This is a genomic window from Microvirga lotononidis, assembly GCF_034627025.1.
GTDB classification, from domain to species: domain Bacteria; phylum Pseudomonadota; class Alphaproteobacteria; order Rhizobiales; family Beijerinckiaceae; genus Microvirga; species Microvirga lotononidis.
Genome location: NZ_CP141048.1, coordinates 2,989,879 through 3,006,631, shown reverse-complemented (window position 1 = coordinate 3,006,631; position 16,753 = coordinate 2,989,879). Strand labels below are relative to the sequence as shown.

Here is a 16,753-nt window from a genome sequence, read left to right as displayed (position 1 = left end):
GGCTCTTCGGGTATGGGCATCATGTCCGTGCCGGCGGCGCGTCGATCATGTCGAGCAAGGCGCGCACGGCCACGGGATAGCCGTTGGTGCCCAGACCCGCGATGACGGCCGTCGCCACCGGCGAGACATAGGACTTGTGATAGATCGGCTCGCGCTTGTGAATGTTCGAGATGTGCAGCTCGATCAGCGGGCCGGGAAACATCTTCAGGGCATCCATGATCGCCATGGAGGTGAACGTGAAGGCCGCCGGATTGATGATGATGCCGCTGCCCTCGTCGATCGCTTCATGCACCCATTCGATGATCTCGTATTCCCGATTGGACTGGCGGAAGACGATGGGGCGGCCAGACGCGGCCGACCGGCACGATGCCTCGACCTCCGCCAAGGTCGTGCGGCCGTAGATCTCCGGCTCCCGGGTTCCAAGGCGATTGAGATTGGGACCATTCAGAATGTAGATCGGCTTGCTCATGATGACGCTCCTGTGCGGTGAGGCCGTTCACCCCTGATAGCCGAACAGGCGCGGGAGCCAGAGGACGGTTTCAGGCACGAAGGTGAGGATCGCGAGCGCAACGATCATGGCGAAGAGAAACGGGAGCGTATCGCGGACGATATCGCGCAGCGGCTCTCCCGAGATATTCGCCATGATGAACAGAAGCAGCCCGTAGGGCGGCGTGATCAGGCCGATCATGATGTTCACGACCACCACGACGCCGAAATGCACGAGATCGATGCCGAGAGCCTGTGCGGTCGGAATGAAAACCGGCACGACGATCAGCAGGATCGCCGTTCCTTCGAGAACGCAACCCAGCAGCAGCAGCAGAATGTTGACGAGGATCAGGAAGCCGACCGGCGAGAGGTTCCATCCCGCAAGCAGCGCCTTCACGCCCTCCGGGATATTCTCGACGGTGACCACGTAGTTGAACACGAGCGCCCCGGCGATCAGCATGCCGATGGAAGCCGTCGTGCGCGCGCTGACCGCCAGCGATTGATAGAAGTCGCGCCAGCTCACGCTTCTATAAAGTCCAGCCGAGATGACGAGCGCATAGGCTGCCGCCACCGCGGCCGCCTCGGTCGGCGTCATCACGCCGCTGTAGATGCCGCCGAGAAGGACGACCGGCATCATCAAGGAGGGAAAGGCCTGCCAGGTGATCCGCGGCAGCTTGCGCAGGGGCACCGGCTTCTCGACCGGGAAGTTCTTGCGGCGCGCCGTGACGAAGACGATGATCATCTGGCTCAACGCCATCAGAAGACCCGGGATCACGCCGCCCAGGAACAGATATCCGATCGAGGCATCGGACACGAGGGCATAGAGCACCATCGGGATCGACGGCGGGATGATCGGTCCGATGACGGATGAGACGGCAGTCAGGGCCGCCGCGTAGCTCGGCGTGTACCGGCCGTCGCGGGTCATCATCACCTGCATCATGCGCCCGGTGCCGGCCGCATCCGCGATCGCCGAGCCGGACATGCCCGCGAAGATGATGCTCTGCAGGATGTTGACGTGAGCCAGTCCCCCACGGAAGCGGCCGACGAGGGCGTTGCAGAAGGCCATGAGCCTGTCGGTCATGCTGCCGATGTTCATGAACTCGGCCGCGAGGATGAACAACGGCACCGAGAGGATGACGTAGTTGGAATACATCCCGTTCAGGAGCTGCTCGGCGGCCGTTCCCATGTCCAGTCCGGCGAGGTACAGATACAGGATCGAGCCGGCGATCATCGCGTGCCCGATCGGCAGCCCGAGGAACGCCAGAAGCGTGATCGCGACGATCGCGAGCGAGAAGGGGCTTGTCAGGTTCATACGCCGGAACTCGCCTTGGTGGGATCGAACTCGTCCGGCGCGACACCGCGCAACGCCTGCCAGCCGAGCCAGATGTAGCGGACGATGCTGGCCACCGCGAAGACGATGTAGATCGAGAACAGCCAGTCGAAGCGGATCTTGAGATAGCTGGTCTTTTCCACCTTCATGAAGGTGACGTAGTCCAGAACCGCCGGAAACGAGATGGAGTAAAGCGCGATCAGAGCCACGGCCGTGATTCCGCACATCACCCTGCGCGTGCCGGGCCCGACCGCGCCGTAGATGATGTCGAAGCGGATCTCCTCCCGCTCGGTGACGACGAAGGCCGCGCCCCAGAGAACCAGCCAGATCCAGATGATCGCACTCGCTTCATGCGTCCAGCCGATCGGCAGTCCGAGCACGTACCGGAACACGATCTGGAGGAGAAACGCCAGGAACATCGCCGCCAGCATCGCAGCCGCGACATTCTCGGCCCGTCGGGCAAGCCAGGAGCCAACCGTCCTCAACCGAGCGGTCATCACAATCCATCCCTTGATTCAAGAAGGGCATTCAAGAAGCGAATGAGCGCCGGGATATCGCATGCCCGGCGCCCCTGATCAGGCCTTACATGGCGTTGATCTTGTCGAGCATTCCGGGCGTCCAGCTCTTTGCCAGATCCGAGGCGAGATACTTCTTCTGGGCGAAATCGCGGAAGGCCTTCAGGTCGGGCGTATAGACGTTGAGGCCCTTTTCCTTGAAGAAGCTGACGAGCTCCGCCTCCTTCTTCAGGTGCTCCTGGGTGCTCCACTCGATCGCTTTGTCGGCGGCGGCCTGGAAGGCGGCCTGCTTCTCGGGCGACATGGCGTTCCAGACCTTGTTCGACACGGCCAGCAGATCGAACCCGACGAGATGCGAGGTCAGGGCGACCTGCGACATCACTTCGTAGAACTTCATGTTCTGCACGTTCGGCAACGGATTGTCCTGGCCGTCGATCGCGCCCGTCTGCAGGCCCGTATAGACCTCGGCATAGGCCATCGGCGTGGGATTAGCCCCGATGGCCTGGCCCAGGAACTGCCAAGCATCGCCGCCGGGCATGCGCAGTTTTATGCCGGCCATGTCATCCGGCGTGTTGATCTTCTTGGTCGGCTTCAACCCGATCTGACGAGCGCCGAAATAGGTGGGGCCGAGAATGTGAATGCCCAACTGGTCCGAAGCCATCTTCTTGAGCTGCTGCCCGACGTCGCTGGCGAACACTTTCTTCAAGTGATCGGCATCGCGGAACAGATAGGCGGACGTGACGATGGACCAGGCCGGGATCTGGTTGGAAATGTCCTGCGGGGCGATGTTGCCCATTTCCAGGTTGCCGCGTTGCATGGCGACGAGCTCGGTGCCCTGCTTGAACAGGTTGCCGCCGTAATAGGGCTGGAGGGCAAAGCCCTGGGCCTTAATGTCCTCCCCGAACCGCTTCATCATCTCGGCACGGATGTCCTGCTCGGAGAAGACGGCCGAGAACCTCAGGTTCGCAGGCGATTGGGCCATCGCCGACCCGCATGCGCCCCACGCCAATAGGGCTGCGCCTGCCGCTATCGCAAGGCGCCGATTGATAGTGAATGCCATGATTTCCTCTCCTTGTCGTACAGCGCATTGAACTGCGTCTTGGACGGCACTATCCCCTCCGACGATCGGATAATCAATAGGCATTCGGGAAATCGTATGATATTTTCAGTTTCAGCATATGATCGCGATCTGGCCCCGGAGGCAGAAGGCCCCGAACGAGGCTGCGCGATGGTGACGGACTGGTTGATGGTGGAAGGATGAGTATCGAGTTGCTGGCGACATCCATTGCGGACCGCGCCTATGGCCGGATCCGGACGGACATCGTGTTCGGCCGTCTCGACCCGGGGGGACGCCTCCGGCTGGACCGGCTCGCCGGCGAATATGGAACGAGCGTCAGCACCTTGCGGGAAATCCTGAGCCGGTTGTCGTCGGAAGGCCTCGTGGTCGCCGAAGGGCAGCGGGGCTTTCGGGTCGCCCCCGTCTCCCCGGCCGGGTTCGAAGACGTCGCTGCGATGCGGCTGCTCCTGGAAACCTATGCCCTGCCCTTGTCCTTCGCGGCCGGCGATCTCGAGTGGGAAAGCCGTGTCGTCGCCGCCCACCACAAGCTTGCCTTCATGGAGCGGCGGATGCTGGCCGGCGACCAGGAGGGAACCGAACTCTGGAAGCGGTATGACCGTGAGTTTCACCAGTGCCTGATCGAAGCCTGCGGTTCCCAGACCCTGCTCGATCTCTATGGCGGCGTTTTCGACCAGTATCTGCGCTATCAGATGGTGGCTGTCGTTTTCCGCGGAGAGATCGCAGCCGAGGAGCATAGAATGCTGCTGGACTGTGCCCTGACACGCAAGGCCGACGAGGCCTGCCGGCTGCTCGCGCAGCATGTGAATGGATGCGTGGCCTATACGCTCCAGAGCGGGGCGCTGACATGACCACCGATGCGCAGGCCATCGCTCAGGCCTCGACGGTCGGCGAGAGCGCCCATCGGAGGATCCGGTCCGACATCATCTTCGGCCGCCTTCCCCCGGGCAAGAAGCTGAAGCTCGAACGCCTGAAAGTCGATTACGGGGCGAGCGTCAGCACGCTCAGGGAAATCCTGAACCGTCTTCACTCCGAACGGCTCGTGGTGGCCGAAGGGCAGAAGGGTTTCGAGGTGGCGCCCGTCTCGATCTCGAACTTGCGAGAAATTGCCGCGCTGCGACAACTCCTCGAGTGCCGCGCGCTGGAGCAATCGTTTCGGGCCGGCGACATGGATTGGGAAGGCCGGGTCGTCGCCGCCCATCACCGGCTCGCCCGAATGGAAGAGCGCATGGCGGACGGCGACAGAAGCCATTCCGAGGAGTGGAAGCGCTACGACTGGCAGTTCCACCAGGCGCTCATTTCCGCCTGCGGATCGAAGATGCTGATCGACAACCATGCGGCGGTCTTCGACAAGTACCTGCGCTATCAAATGATTGCCCTGAGTTATCGAGGCGACATCGCCGCCCGGGAGCATGCTCTCCTCCTGGAATGCGCGCTTGCTAGGGATGCGACGCGCGCCTGCGAAGTCCTGACGCGCCATGTGGCCGGCGGCGTCGAGCACGCGCTCGCAACGGGGACGATCAGCTGAACTGAAGGGGCGGGCCGATCCGGCACCATGCTCCCACGCTTTGAAGAGGAAGTGGATCGACGAGCATGCGCACCGCTATTGCCACTGTCTGCCTGAGCGGCACCCTTTCGGAAAAGATCGAGGCCATCGCGGCCGCGCAATTCAAGGGCGTGGAGATCTTCGAGACCGATCTCCTCTCGTTCAATCGAACGCCTGCCGACGCCCGGCGCATGATCGAAGACCTCGGCCTCGAGACGATCACCTTTCAGCCGTTCCGCGATTTCGAGGGCATGCCCGAGCCGCAGCGATCCAAGGTGTTCGCCCGCGCCGAGCGCAAGTTCGACGTCATGGAGGAGCTCGGCTGCGACCTTCTGATGGTGTGCAGCAACGTCTCGCCGGATTCGCTGGGCGGGATCGAACGGGCGGCCGCCGATTTCCACGAACTCGGGGAGCGCGCCGCCAAGCGCGGCATGCGCGTGGCTTTCGAGGCCCTGTCCTGGGGGCGGCACATCCACGATTATCGCGATGCCTGGGAGGTGGTGCGGCGCGCCGACCATCCCGCTGTCGGGCTGGTGCTCGACTCGTTTCACGTGCTGGCTCGGGGAACGGATCTATCCGCCATCCGGTCGATTCCGGCAGACCGGATCTTCCTCGTGCAGATGGCCGACGCACCGAGGCTCGACATGGATTATCTCTCCTGGAGCCGGCATTACCGCTGCTTTCCGGGACAAGGCGACTTGCCCATCGCTGACTTCATGAACGCGCTCCAGGCGACGGGCTTCGACGGGCTTCTGTCCCTGGAGATCTTCAACGATCGCTTCCGGGCCGGTTCGGCGCGCAGCGTTGCCATCGACGGGCAACGCTCCCTCATGGTCATGCTGGACGAACTCCGGCGCCATACGGGAGCGGACATCCCGGGTCTTCCCGACCTCCCGGCCAAGGCGACCTGCTCGGGCGTCGAGTTTCTGGAATTCGCCGTGGACGAGCGCGGAGCGCTCGCCTTCGAGCGGACATTGAGCGGATTGGGATTCCGCAAGGCCGGCCTTCATCGCTCAAAGTCCGTCACGCGCTGGCGGCAGGGAGACATCAACATCGTCGTGAATGCGGACAAGGAGGGCTTTGCCCATTCCTTCAACATCACGCATGGCACCTCCGTCTGTGCCATGGCATTGCGCGTCGACGATGCACCGGGGACCGTGAACCGTGCTGTCACGCTCCTGGACCAACCTTTCCAGCAACCGGTCGGCCCCGGCGAGATGAACATCCCGGCGGTTCGCGGCCTCGGTGGCAGCCTCTTGTACTTCGTCGACCATAAGACCGGGTTGGATCGGCTCTGGGATGTCGATTTCAAGCCCGTGGAGGGAGACGACTTCACGGGAGCAGGGCTTCGCACGGTCGATCACATTTCCCAGTCGATGCATTACGAGGAGATGCTCACCTGGCTCCTGTTCTACACATCGCTGCTCAACGTGCGAACGACGCCGACGCAGACGGTGATCGATCCCGGCGGGGTCGTGCAGAGCCAGGCCATCGAGACGCAGGACGGCTCGCTTCGCCTGATCCTCAACGCCTCTCAGAGCCAGCGTACTCTGTCATCCCGGTTCCTGAGCGAGCTCTTCGGGTCGGGTGTCCAGCACATCGCTCTGGCGACCGGCGATATCTTCGCAACGGCCGAGCACCTCAAGGCGAATGGGGTCGACCTCCTGCCGATCCCGGAGAACTATTACGACGATCTCGAAGGCCGATCCGACCTCACCTCCGAGGAGGTCGCCCGGTTGCGAGAGAGCAATATCCTGTATGACCGTGAGGGCGGGGACGAGTACTTCCAGATTTACACCAAGACCCTGGAAGGCGGCCTCTTCTTCGAGATCGTGGAGCGGCGCGGCTATCGCGGGTATGGAGCCGTGAACGCTCCCATTCGTCTTGCCGCGCAGACACGTCTGGCGTCAGACAACCTTCCGTCCGGGATCTGATCAGCCGTCCCTCTCCGATAGCTCCTCCTGCTGGCTGTCCTGGGAGTGGTTCTCCCGAGCCTCGCGCGCCTGCCCTGTCCTGAACCTTCGCGCGTCACGGAACTGTTTGACGAGATGGGAACGATCGCTGCCACGTTCAGGATCTGACGGTCTTGGCACGGGCCGGGCGAGCCGCAGGCTTCTTCGACAGGTTCAGGGCCACCGCCGCGCGAATAAGCGCCATCAGCGCGTCCCCGTCGATCTCCTCGCCCTCGCGGATGTCGATGGCGCGCCGCGTGTTGCCGTCGAGGCTGGAATTGAAGAGACGTGACGGATCTTCCAGAGCGGCCCCCTTGACGAAGGTCATCTTCACGACGCTCTTGTAGGTCTCGCCGGTGCAGATGATGCCGGCATGCGACCACACCGGAACGCCCCGCCACTTCACTTCCTCGATCACGCCCGGATCGGCCTGCCTGATGAGAGATCGGATGCGGGCGAGGGTCTCGCCCCGCCAGTCGCCCAGCTCCCCGATCTTCGCATCGATCAACCGGGACGGTTCGCCTTCTCCGTCGGAAACCTTCACGTCGCTCTCCTTCATGGCGCTCGCTTTCTTCATCGGCTTTGTCCGCTCACATCCGCTCGCCGGGCAAACGGCTCGCCTGTCTCACCCAATCGGTGAAACGATCTTCGTCGATCCCATCGTGCTCATAGATGTCGAGGTAGCGCACGTCCTTTTGCTTGGAGGCACCGGGAAGCACCGGCTGCAGGGATGCGCCGCGGAAGAACGCCACCTTGATGAACTTCGCGAAGCAATGGAAGCTGAGAAACCAGCCCTGGCCTTCGACTCCGTAGAACGGCGAATTCCATTTCACGGCTTTGTTCACATCGGGAACCGCAGCCACGATGAGCGCATCGATCCGACGCCCGACATCGCTCTTCCAGTCCGGCATGGCCGCGAGATAGGCCTGCACGGGCGCATCACCGAGACCCTTCGCGATCTGAGGATTGCCGCCGGAGAGAAGCTTCGGCCCAGCCTTCTTCGCGACCATTGGCGATTTCCCGGAGGACATTGTGTCGGTCATCGGCCTTACCCCGTCGACGCGTCGGCGCGCATCATAGGATCAGAATCCGCCCATGTGCAACCTGCGCTAATCGAGCAGCAGCTTCAGCACCAACGGCAGGAGAAGCGCCGTCACGAGCGCATTCAGCCCCATGGCGATCCCCGCGAAGGTGCCGGCGAGCGAATGGACCTGGAAGGCGCGCGCGGTGCCGATGCCGTGCGAGGCGAGCCCCACGGCGAAACCGCGGGCGCGCCAATCCTTCATGCGCAGCGCATTCATCAGCGGCGTCACCATGATCGAGCCGATGACGCCGGTCAGCATGATCAGGATGGCGGTCAGGGCCGGATCACCCCCTAAGGCCTCCGTAATGCCCATGCCCACGGGAGCAGTGACGGATTTCGGCGCCAGCGAGATGAGAATGGGATTGGGAATGCCGAAGAGCTGCGCGACGGCCACGGCCGACACGATGGCCGTGACGGATCCCACCACCAGCGCCACCACCATCGGCACGATCGAGCGCAGCACGATGGCGCGGTTTTCATAAAGCGGAATGGCGAGCGCGACGGTCGCGGGACCGAGCAGGAAATGGACGAACTTCGCGCCTTCGAAGTAGACCGGATACGACGTGCCGGTGCCCCACAGCACGAGGGCCACGGCCGCCACGGCGATCAGCACCGGATTGCACAGGGGATGGCGCTTGAACGCCCACGAGATGCGGTCCGCGATGACGTAGGCCCCGAGCGTCACCACGAGCCAGAGCAGCGGGGTCTGCGAGAGATAGACCCAGAGGGAGAAGGCCTGATCAGTCACGGACTTTGCCCTCCCCGGTCGCTTCCATGGAGGAGCCGGTGAGACGCGACACCACCACGAAGGCGACGACCGTCACCACGAGCGTCACGAAGGTCGAGACGACGAGAGCGACGCCGAGCCCGACGCCATATTCAGCCAGAACGTCGAGTCGCTGGATCACGCCGACGCTCGCCGGAATGAACAGCAGCGAGAGATGGGCCAAAAGCCCCTTCCCGGTCGAATCGAGCGCCCGGCCGAATTCCGGGATCTTCGTCCTGATCCGGTCGCGCAGGCTCAAGGCGACGAGCAGGAACAGCATTCCGAGCACCGGCCCGGGAAGCGGCCATCCGAACCCGTGGGTAACGATCTCGCCGAGCAGTTGGCAGAGAAGAATGACGGTCAGGCTGACGATCATGAGCGACCTCGCGTGCGGGACCGATGCTCTAGCATCGGGCGCAAAGGTGAAAACCGGCCCTGCGTGCAAAGACGCGCAGAGCCAGAACCTTAAAGCACCGGATGCGGCCTCGGGTTCATGTCCGGTGACTTAGAGGTACCGTGGCGGAGGGCTCGTGCAAAGCACCGATGGCGGCTCCGGGAGCTGGGCTGTTTCCGAAAGCTTGCCCGTGCTAAGGGAACACTCCACGGTCGGGGACGCCAGTTGTCATGTCGACCGGCCGAGCCATGAGGGTCATGAGCGATACGTCCCTGCTTTTCCGTCTTGCCGTTGCCCTCGCCATCGGCCTGCTGATCGGCCTCGAACGCGGCTGGCAGCAGCGCGACGAGGCGGAGGGAGAGCGCACCGCCGGCCTGCGGACCTATACGCTGGTCGCCCTGCTCGGCGCTCTGTCGGCCGTTCTGGCGGGCTATACCAGCACGGTCTTTCTCGCCCTCTCCTTCCTCGGCTTCGCTCTCGCGTTCAGCGCCTTCTCCTGGCTGGAGGCGAAGGCGGAGGAGAATTTCAGCGTCACGGGCGTCGTCGCCGGTCTCCTCACCTTCTGTCTCGGCGCCTATGCGGTGCTCGGCGACCTCGAGATCGCGACCGCCGCGGGCGTCGTGGTGACGCTCATCCTCGCCCTCAAGCGGCCGCTTCACCAATGGGTGCGCACCATCACCTGGCTGGAGATCAGGTCCGCGCTCATTCTCCTCGCCATGACGTTCCTGGCGCTGCCCTTGCTGCCGAACCGGACGGTCGATCCCTGGAATGCAGTCAACCCGTTCGAAATCTGGCTGCTCGCCATCATCATCGCGGCGATCTCCTTCGTCGGCTATATCGCGGTGAAGATCATGGGGAGCCAGGCGGGCGTCGCGCTCGCGGCGCTCGCGGGCGGACTGGCATCGTCGACGGCGACGACCGTCACCCTCGCCCGGTTGGCACGAGAGCATCCCGCCGCGAGCCCGCTGCTCGCCGGCGGCATCCTTCTGTCCGGATCGGTGATGATCGCCCGCGTGCTCGTCATCGCGAGCGTCCTGAACAGCGCCCTGGTCGTTCCCCTCGCCTGGCCCCTGGGCGCCGGAGGGCTCGTCCTGATCGCGGTGGCCGGACTGCTCTTCTTCACCCACGGCAGTGGAAGCAAGGAGCATCCGCAGCTCGGCATGAGGAGCCCCTTCGATCTCGGGACCGCGCTGAAGCTCGCGGGGCTCATCGCGGTGATCAGCCTGCTGGCGAAGGTGATCGGCAATTCCGCCGGCGATGTCGGCATCACCATCCTGGCGGCGCTCTCCGGCATCGCCGACGTGGACGCCATCACGCTCTCGCTCGCGCGCCTCGCCAATAACGGCATCACGCCCGTGACGGCGGCGCTCGGCATCGGCATCGCGGTTGCGGTGAATACGGTGGTGAAGGCGGGAATGACGTTCAGCTTAGGCACGGGACAAGCCGGCTGGATCGTGTCAGGCGCGAGCATTGCGGCAATCGCGGCCGGCGGCGCGGCTTTCGCGATGTTCGGCTGACATGAAAAAGGCGGGTCCTAAAACCCGCCTTTTTGGATCGTCTCAGTTGTCGAGGAAGCTCCTGAGCTTCCGCGACCGCGAGGGGTGCTTGAGCTTGCGCAGGGCCTTCGCCTCGATCTGGCGGATACGCTCGCGGGTCACCGAGAACTGCTGCCCCACCTCTTCGAGGGTGTGGTCGGTGTTCATGCCGATGCCGAAGCGCATGCGCAGCACGCGCTCCTCACGCGGCGTGAGCGAGGCGAGGACGCGGGTCGTCGTCTCGCGCAGGTTCGACTGGATCGCCGCGTCGATGGGCAGGATCGCGTTCTTGTCCTCGATGAAGTCGCCGAGATGCGAATCCTCCTCGTCGCCGATGGGCGTTTCGAGGGAGATCGGCTCCTTGGCGATCTTGAGGACCTTGCGCACCTTCTCCAGCGGCATGGCGAGCTTTTCCGCCAGCTCCTCCGGGGTCGGCTCGCGGCCGATCTCGTGCAGCATCTGGCGCGACGTGCGCACGATCTTGTTGATCGTCTCGATCATGTGCACCGGGATGCGGATCGTGCGGGCCTGATCCGCAATGGAGCGCGTGATCGCCTGCCGGATCCACCAGGTGGCGTAGGTCGAGAACTTGTAGCCGCGCCGGTACTCGAACTTGTCGACCGCCTTCATGAGGCCGATGTTGCCCTCCTGGATCAGGTCCAGGAACTGCAGACCGCGGTTCGTGTACTTCTTGGCGATGGAGATCACGAGACGCAGGTTCGCCTCGATCATTTCCTTCTTCGCCTGACGGGCCTCGCGCTCGCCCTTCTGCACCATCATGACGATGCGGCGGAATTCCTGGATCTCCAGGCCGGTCTCGCTCGCCAGGTTGTGAATGTTCTCGCGCAGGTCGTGGATGCCGTCCTTCGCCTTGGCGACGAAGTCCTTCCAGCCCTTGCCGCCGAGCTTGGAGACGCGCAGCACCCATTTCGGGTCGAGTTCCCAGCCCTGGTAGTGCTTCAGGAACTCCTCGCGGGCGACGCCGTGGCTCTCGGCCAGGCGCATCAGGCGGCCCTCATGGGAGATGAGGCGCTTGTTGATGTCGTAGAGCTGCTCGACCAGGGCCTCGATGCGGTTGTTGTTCAGCGACAGCGACTTCACCGCCGTGACGATATCCGCCTTGAGCTCCTTGTACTTGCGCTCCTGGGCCGGGGTCAGCTGCTTGTTCTGCATGCGCTGTTCCACATGCTCGACCTGCAGGCGGCGCAGCTTCTTGTAGTTGTCGGCGATGGAGTCGAAGGTTTCGAGAACGCGCGGCTTCAGCTCGGCCTCCATGGCCGAGAGCGACACGTTGTTCTCTAGGTCGTCGTCGTCCATCTCGCCCTCGGGCGGGGTCATGCCCTCCTCGGACTCGGCCGTCTCCTCCTCGGCTTCGCCTTCGCCCATGCCTTCGACCTTGGGCGCGCCCTTGCCGTCGGGGCCCGCATAGGTGGCCTCGAGGTCGATGATGTCGCGCAGGAGCACCCGGCCTTCGACGAGCTCGTCGCGCCAGATGATGATGGCCTGGAAGGTCAGCGGGCTTTCGCAGAGGCCCGCGATCATGGCCTCGCGGCCGGCCTCGATGCGCTTGGCGATGGCGATTTCGCCCTCGCGGGAGAGAAGCTCCACCGAGCCCATCTCGCGCAGGTACATGCGCACCGGGTCGTCCGTGCGGTCGGTCGGCTCCTTGGCGGTGGTCTCCCGCACCGCCACGGCGCGGGTCTGCGACGCCTCGACGAGGTCGCCGCCGTCGGCCTCCTCCTCCTCGGCTTCCGGCTGGGCGTTCTCGTCGGTCTCTTCAGACTCGACGACGTTGATGCCCATCTCGGACAGCTGGCCGAGCACGTCCTCGATCTGCTCCGAGGAGAACTCCTCCGGAGGCAGAACCTCGTTCAGTTCGTCATAAGTGACATACCCGCGTTTCTTCGCGAGCTTGATCATCCGTTTAACGGCGGCATCGCTCAGGTCGAGCAGGGGCCCGTCGCTCTGCTGCTCCGGAGCCGTCGTCTCGCCTTCGTCCCGTTCGGTTGCCTTCGTCGCCATGCTTTGCTCAACTCCAGCGCCCCGCTCATCCCCCCTACAGGACCCGCGATGCGCGAATGGGCGGCCAAGCCTCCAGAGCTCCGCCACCCGAAATTCATTGCCAATCATAAACAGTGAGTCGCTTGACTAACCGTTAACCATCCCCTGCACAAACCGCCGCAACCGCTTAAGCTTGCCGCACTCTGACATAATTGGACATCAGAGACCGAGAGCCCCTGCATTGTCCATGTCGGCCTCGGCACCCTCGACGGAGGACAGTTGGTTTTGGACCTCTCGCAGCCAGGCGAGATTGGCCTCGTTGTCCTCTTCGGCGAGCGCGCGCTCGGCAGCTCGAAGTTCGCTATGTAACGTGCGTGCGCGGCGATGCAAGGTGATGGCTTGCCTCAATGCGTCCTCAAGCCGCAAGGGATCCGCATGTGGATCCAGCATCCACCGGTCGCCAGGACGGACCAGAGCCGTCAATCTTTCCGCCGCCCCGGTCAGGCCGGCCCGTTCGAGGCGGGCCATCATGACTGTCGGATCGGCCGGTTCGCCGCTCGCCGCTCCATCGAGCAGGAGACTGCGCATCATTTGGGTGGACCGGCCCTCAAGTTCAAGATCTGCAAGGGTTTCTGCGTGATTCTGAATGAGTTCCGGGTGGACCAGGAAGGTGCAGAGGATCATCGCCTCCCGCGGACTCTCGGCCGTGCTGCCGGCGAAAAGCGGGTTGCGGGCGAGCAGCGGCGAGACGCTCAGGCGGGAGCTCGGAGTCATGGGCTGGGGCTTCCCGAAATCCCGCCGTCCGCCCCCGCCCTGGCGCTCGAACCTTTTGGGCCGGGCATCCGCATTGAGGGCCGAAAGGCGGCCCGCGATGTCCTCCCGGTAGTATTTCTTGAGGGTTTCGTCGCGAATCAGCGCCAGTGATTCGCGCAGGCGCCGCTCCAGGGCCGCCCGGCGCTCGGGGGTATCGAGGGGGCCGGCTTCCAGCTCCCGGGTCCAGAGCACGTCGACCAGCGGCCGCGCCGAGGCCAGAACGCGTTCCACGGCGGCGTTCCCTCCGGCACGGGCGAGATCGTCCGGGTCCTGCCCCTCCGGCAGCATGGCGAAGCGCAGGGACTTGCCCGGCATGAGGTTCGGCAGGGCGACGTCGAGGGCCCGGTAGGCCGCCCGCTGCCCGGCCTTGTCGCCGTCGAAGCAGAGGATCGGCTCTTCCGCGAGGCGCCAGAGCAGGGTGAGCTGGTCCTCCGTCAGGGCCGTGCCGAGCGGCGCGACCGCATGGGGAAAGCCCGCGACGCTCAGCGAGATCACGTCCACATAGCCTTCGACGGCGATCACCGTGCCCTTCTCATGGGCCGGCTGGCGGGCGAGGTGGTAGTTGTAGAGGAGCCGCCCCTTGTTGAAGAGCGGGGTGTCGGGCGAGTTGAGGTACTTGGCCGGCACGTCGGCGCTCATGGCCCGGCCGCCGAAGGCGATGACCCGCCCTCGCACGTCGCAGATCGGGAACATGACCCGGTCGCGGAAGCGGTCGGCCGGGATCTTTCCCTCCTCGCCCGCATGGACCAGGCCCGCCTCGACCATCATCTCGACGGGAACGCCCTTGCCGGCGAGATGGTCGCGCAGCGCATAGCGCTCGGATGGAGCATAGCCGATCCGGAACCGACTTTGCGTCTCGCGGCTGAGCTGGCGCCCGGCGAGATAGTCCCGCGCCTTGCCGCCGGAGCGCCCCTGGAGGGACGATTCGAAGAACTCCGCCGCCAGCTCCATGACGTCGTGGAGGTTCTTGCGCTTGACCTCTTCCTGCCGGTCCTCGCGGGAGAGCGTCGGCAGGGGCACGCCCGCTTCGCCCGCCAGCCGCTCCACGGCCTCGGGGAAGGACAGCCCTTCCGTCTCCATCAGGAAGGTGAAGATGTCCCCATGCTTTCCGGACGAGAAGCAGTGATAGAACTGCTTCTGGTCGTTCACGTAGAAGGACGGCGTCTTCTCCGCGTTGAAGGGCGACAGCCCCTTCCATTCCCGTCCCGCCTTCTTCAGGCGCACGCGCTTTCCGACGACCGCCGAGGTCGGCAGCCGGGCGCGGATCTCTTCGAGGATTTGGGGCGGGTAGCGCACGAAGCGGTGATCTCCAAACCTGTTCCATAAACTAGAGCGCCTTCCCGTCGGGTAAAAACCCCAAGGCCACGCTTTTCTTTGCCCGCAATCCACAGGACCATCATCCGACCGGCTCTGCCGGTCGTCCCGGAACAGCCATCGCGCCTTCCGCATTACGGCAGAAAACCGACTGGAGGTGTCGTCATGACCATCGAGGACGATCCCCTGCTCCGGCGAGCCGAAGCCGCCCTGGCCGAGGCCTCGCGGCTTCGCCAAGCCCTGGACGAGATTCGGGAGAAGACCCTGCATCAGGTCGGGGAGATGCTCCGGATCGAGGCCGAACTGGATCCCATCCTGCCGCATCCTCCTGGGGAGGCTCGAGCAGTCAGGAGGCTTTTGGCCGAGGAACTGGATCTTTAGGCCGCTCGGCCTCGGACCGCTCATGCCGTGCGATTGCGTCCAGAATCAGCTGGCGATGCTCCTTCCAGATCGTCAGGGTCTCCTCGAGCAACCGCAGCAGATCCTTGGCCACGACGGTATCGTAGCCGTGCTTGGTCATCCACTGGATCAGATCAATCTGCTCGCCGATCCGCCGCTCGCCCTCAGCGAGATGCCGGTCGGCCTGAACCAGCTCGTCGCGTTCCTGTTGCAGATTGGTCATGGGGATGCTCCTCGACCCTGCAGGCGGGAGCACACATCTCTCTCTGCCACCAGCGCCTACGGGTTCGAAACGGCTGGTGATCGGCGAAGGATACGCTTTCCCCGCTCGCCCCGCTAGCTCATGTTCGGGCGGTCCGTCCGATCGAGGGAAAGCGCCGTGAATCAAAGCATCGCCCATATCGCCATCGTCGTTCGCGACTACGACGAGGCCATCGATTTCTATGTCGGCAAGCTCGGGTTCGAGCTGATCGAGGACACCGACCAGCCGGAGCAGGACAAGCGCTGGGTCGTCGTCCGTCCACGGGGCGACGGAGGCACGTCATTGCTGTTGGCCCGCGCATCCTCCGCCCATCAGGAAATCTTCATCGGCAATCAGGCCGGTGGCCGTGTCTTCCTGTTCCTCAGGACCGACGATTTCCGGCGCGATCATGCGGCGATGATCGAGGCCGGGATCACGTTCATCCGCGAACCGAAGGAAGCTCCCTACGGCATCGTCGCCGTGTTCGAGGATCTGTACGGCAACCTGTGGGATCTCGTTCAATTCACCGACGGGCGACCGTGAGGGCAGCCCGCCCCGACCGGCCTCCTCTCACCGGCTCGCGGCCGTGAGCGCGGCGCCGATGCCGACGAAGGTCACGCCGGCGGCGCGGTTGAACCAGCGGCCGTGACGGGTCAGCCAGGGAGCGATGCGCTGGGCCATCCCGGCGAGCAGGAGCTCGTAGACGATCTCCACCACCACGAAGGTGCCGCCGAAGATCGCGAGTTGGACGGGAAAGGACACACCCGAGACCATGAATTGCGGCAGGAAGGCTGCGAAGAAGATCAAAGCTTTCGGGTTCGACACCGCCACGAGGAAGCCCTGGTTGAACATCCAAAGGGGCCTCACCCGGCGTGCGCCGGCGTCCCGGCCGGCAACGTCCAGCACCGAAGCGGGCGACCGCCAGATGCGGATTCCGAGATAGACGAGATAGGCCGCGCCGATCCACTTGGCGATCGTGAAGGCCTTCTCCGAAGCGGCGAGCAGCGCCCCCATGCCGGCGAGCGACGCCGCGATGAGGACGAAGAACCCGAGCGCGCCGCCCAGGACCGTATAGATCGTGGGCCGGAACCCGTAGCAGACACCGTGCGTCAAGGACAAAAGCCCGTTGGGTCCCGGCGTCAGGGACAGGCCGATGGCCGCGACCAGATAGATCAACCAGAGTTCAAGGCTCATGTGTCACCGATGCTCGCTCGTGATGCCGCTTTCCGGAAGGGCCGATCCATTTCTTAGCACGATTTGAATGACGCCCACGAGCGGCTACGTCGTCTCTCTCCTCCCGCG

Annotated in this window: 18 protein-coding genes; 6 read left to right on the top strand and 12 right to left on the bottom strand. The window is 64.1% G+C overall.

Features of this window, described 5'->3' with window-relative positions; genetic code table 11:
* Window positions 1-19: 19 nt before the first annotated feature.
* The 4 genes from U0023_RS14240 to dctP form a co-directional block, all read right to left on the bottom strand.
* Complete coding sequence (locus U0023_RS14240) at window positions 20-469, bottom strand: type II 3-dehydroquinate dehydratase (protein ID WP_009764643.1); 450 nt, start codon at window positions 467-469, stop codon at window positions 20-22.
* Between the two features lie 27 nt (window positions 470-496).
* Complete coding sequence (locus U0023_RS14235) at window positions 497-1,798, bottom strand: TRAP transporter large permease (RefSeq protein ID WP_009764642.1); 1,302 nt, start codon at window positions 1,796-1,798, stop codon at window positions 497-499.
* Window positions 1,795-2,313: a TRAP transporter small permease gene (locus tag U0023_RS14230; protein WP_009764641.1), complete on the bottom strand. Its 519-nt coding sequence runs from the start codon at window positions 2,311-2,313 to the stop codon at window positions 1,795-1,797. The genes U0023_RS14235 and U0023_RS14230 overlap by 4 nt, the downstream gene beginning before the upstream one ends.
* 85 nt (window positions 2,314-2,398) lie before the next feature.
* Window positions 2,399-3,391, bottom strand: coding sequence for a TRAP transporter substrate-binding protein DctP (dctP, locus tag U0023_RS14225; RefSeq protein WP_009764640.1), 993 nt, complete (start codon window positions 3,389-3,391; stop codon window positions 2,399-2,401).
* Window positions 3,392-3,588: 197 nt separating this feature from the next.
* Between dctP and U0023_RS14220 the strand changes: the two genes are divergently transcribed.
* The 3 genes from U0023_RS14220 to U0023_RS14210 all read left to right on the top strand — a co-directional run bounded on the left by U0023_RS14220 (window position 3,589) and on the right by U0023_RS14210 (window position 6,886).
* A complete protein-coding gene (locus U0023_RS14220) occupies window positions 3,589-4,257 on the top strand; it encodes a GntR family transcriptional regulator (protein ID WP_009764639.1) in 669 nt (222 codons plus the stop codon).
* Window positions 4,254-4,934 carry a GntR family transcriptional regulator gene (locus U0023_RS14215; protein WP_009764638.1) on the top strand — a complete coding sequence of 227 codons (681 nt, stop codon included), beginning with the start codon at window positions 4,254-4,256 and terminating at the stop codon, window positions 4,932-4,934. Before U0023_RS14220 ends, U0023_RS14215 begins: the two co-directional genes overlap by 4 nt.
* Window positions 4,935-4,999: 65 nt before the next feature.
* Window positions 5,000-6,886 (top strand): bifunctional sugar phosphate isomerase/epimerase/4-hydroxyphenylpyruvate dioxygenase family protein, encoded by a 1,887-nt coding sequence (locus tag U0023_RS14210; RefSeq protein WP_009764637.1) that lies wholly within the window; start codon window positions 5,000-5,002, stop codon window positions 6,884-6,886.
* Between the two features lie 136 nt (window positions 6,887-7,022).
* Here U0023_RS14210 and U0023_RS14205 read toward each other — a convergent pair whose 3' ends face one another.
* The 4 genes from U0023_RS14205 to U0023_RS14190 all read right to left on the bottom strand — a co-directional run bounded on the left by U0023_RS14205 (window position 7,023) and on the right by U0023_RS14190 (window position 9,130).
* Entirely contained in the window at window positions 7,023-7,481 is a 459-nt protein-coding gene (locus U0023_RS14205; RefSeq protein WP_009764636.1) for a DUF1801 domain-containing protein, read from the bottom strand.
* Window positions 7,482-7,494: 13 nt separating this feature from the next.
* Window positions 7,495-7,914 carry a DUF1801 domain-containing protein gene (locus U0023_RS14200; RefSeq protein ID WP_009764635.1) on the bottom strand — a complete coding sequence of 140 codons (420 nt, stop codon included), beginning with the start codon at window positions 7,912-7,914 and terminating at the stop codon, window positions 7,495-7,497.
* 99 nt (window positions 7,915-8,013) lie between these two features.
* A complete protein-coding gene (locus U0023_RS14195; protein WP_009764634.1) occupies window positions 8,014-8,736 on the bottom strand; it encodes an LrgB family protein in 723 nt (240 codons plus the stop codon).
* Window positions 8,729-9,130 carry a CidA/LrgA family protein gene (locus U0023_RS14190; RefSeq protein WP_009764633.1) on the bottom strand — a complete coding sequence of 134 codons (402 nt, stop codon included), beginning with the start codon at window positions 9,128-9,130 and terminating at the stop codon, window positions 8,729-8,731. The genes U0023_RS14195 and U0023_RS14190 overlap by 8 nt, the downstream gene beginning before the upstream one ends.
* Before the next feature lie 275 nt (window positions 9,131-9,405).
* Here U0023_RS14190 and U0023_RS14185 point away from each other — a divergent pair, with 275 nt between their 5' ends.
* A complete protein-coding gene (locus U0023_RS14185) occupies window positions 9,406-10,665 on the top strand; it encodes an MgtC/SapB family protein (protein ID WP_040639685.1) in 1,260 nt (419 codons plus the stop codon).
* A 42-nt stretch (window positions 10,666-10,707) separates the two neighbouring features.
* Here U0023_RS14185 and rpoD read toward each other — a convergent pair whose 3' ends face one another.
* Both rpoD and dnaG read right to left on the bottom strand, forming a co-directional pair.
* A complete protein-coding gene (rpoD, locus tag U0023_RS14180) occupies window positions 10,708-12,705 on the bottom strand; it encodes an RNA polymerase sigma factor RpoD (protein ID WP_009764631.1) in 1,998 nt (665 codons plus the stop codon).
* Between the two features lie 198 nt (window positions 12,706-12,903).
* Window positions 12,904-14,793 carry a DNA primase gene (gene dnaG / locus U0023_RS14175; RefSeq protein ID WP_009764630.1) on the bottom strand — a complete coding sequence of 630 codons (1,890 nt, stop codon included), beginning with the start codon at window positions 14,791-14,793 and terminating at the stop codon, window positions 12,904-12,906.
* Window positions 14,794-14,976: 183 nt separating this feature from the next.
* Between dnaG and U0023_RS14170 the strand changes: the two genes are divergently transcribed.
* Window positions 14,977-15,192, top strand: coding sequence for a hypothetical protein (locus U0023_RS14170; protein ID WP_009764629.1), 216 nt, complete (start codon window positions 14,977-14,979; stop codon window positions 15,190-15,192).
* On the opposite strand, the gene U0023_RS14165 is transcribed toward U0023_RS14170, so the two are convergent.
* The gene (locus U0023_RS14165) at window positions 15,158-15,433 is read right to left on the bottom strand and encodes a hypothetical protein (protein ID WP_009764628.1); all 276 of its coding nucleotides are present in this window, start codon (window positions 15,431-15,433) and stop codon (window positions 15,158-15,160) included. The genes U0023_RS14170 and U0023_RS14165 overlap by 35 nt on opposite strands.
* Before the next feature lie 156 nt (window positions 15,434-15,589).
* Here U0023_RS14165 and U0023_RS14160 point away from each other — a divergent pair, with 156 nt between their 5' ends.
* Entirely contained in the window at window positions 15,590-15,994 is a 405-nt protein-coding gene (locus U0023_RS14160; RefSeq protein ID WP_009764627.1) for a VOC family protein, read from the top strand.
* 27 nt (window positions 15,995-16,021) lie between these two features.
* Here the strand turns inward: U0023_RS14160 and U0023_RS14155 are convergent, their stop codons facing one another.
* On the bottom strand, window positions 16,022-16,645 hold the full coding sequence (locus U0023_RS14155) for a LysE family translocator (protein WP_009764626.1): 624 nt from the start codon (window positions 16,643-16,645) through the stop codon (window positions 16,022-16,024).
* Window positions 16,646-16,753: the final 108 nt, after the last annotated feature.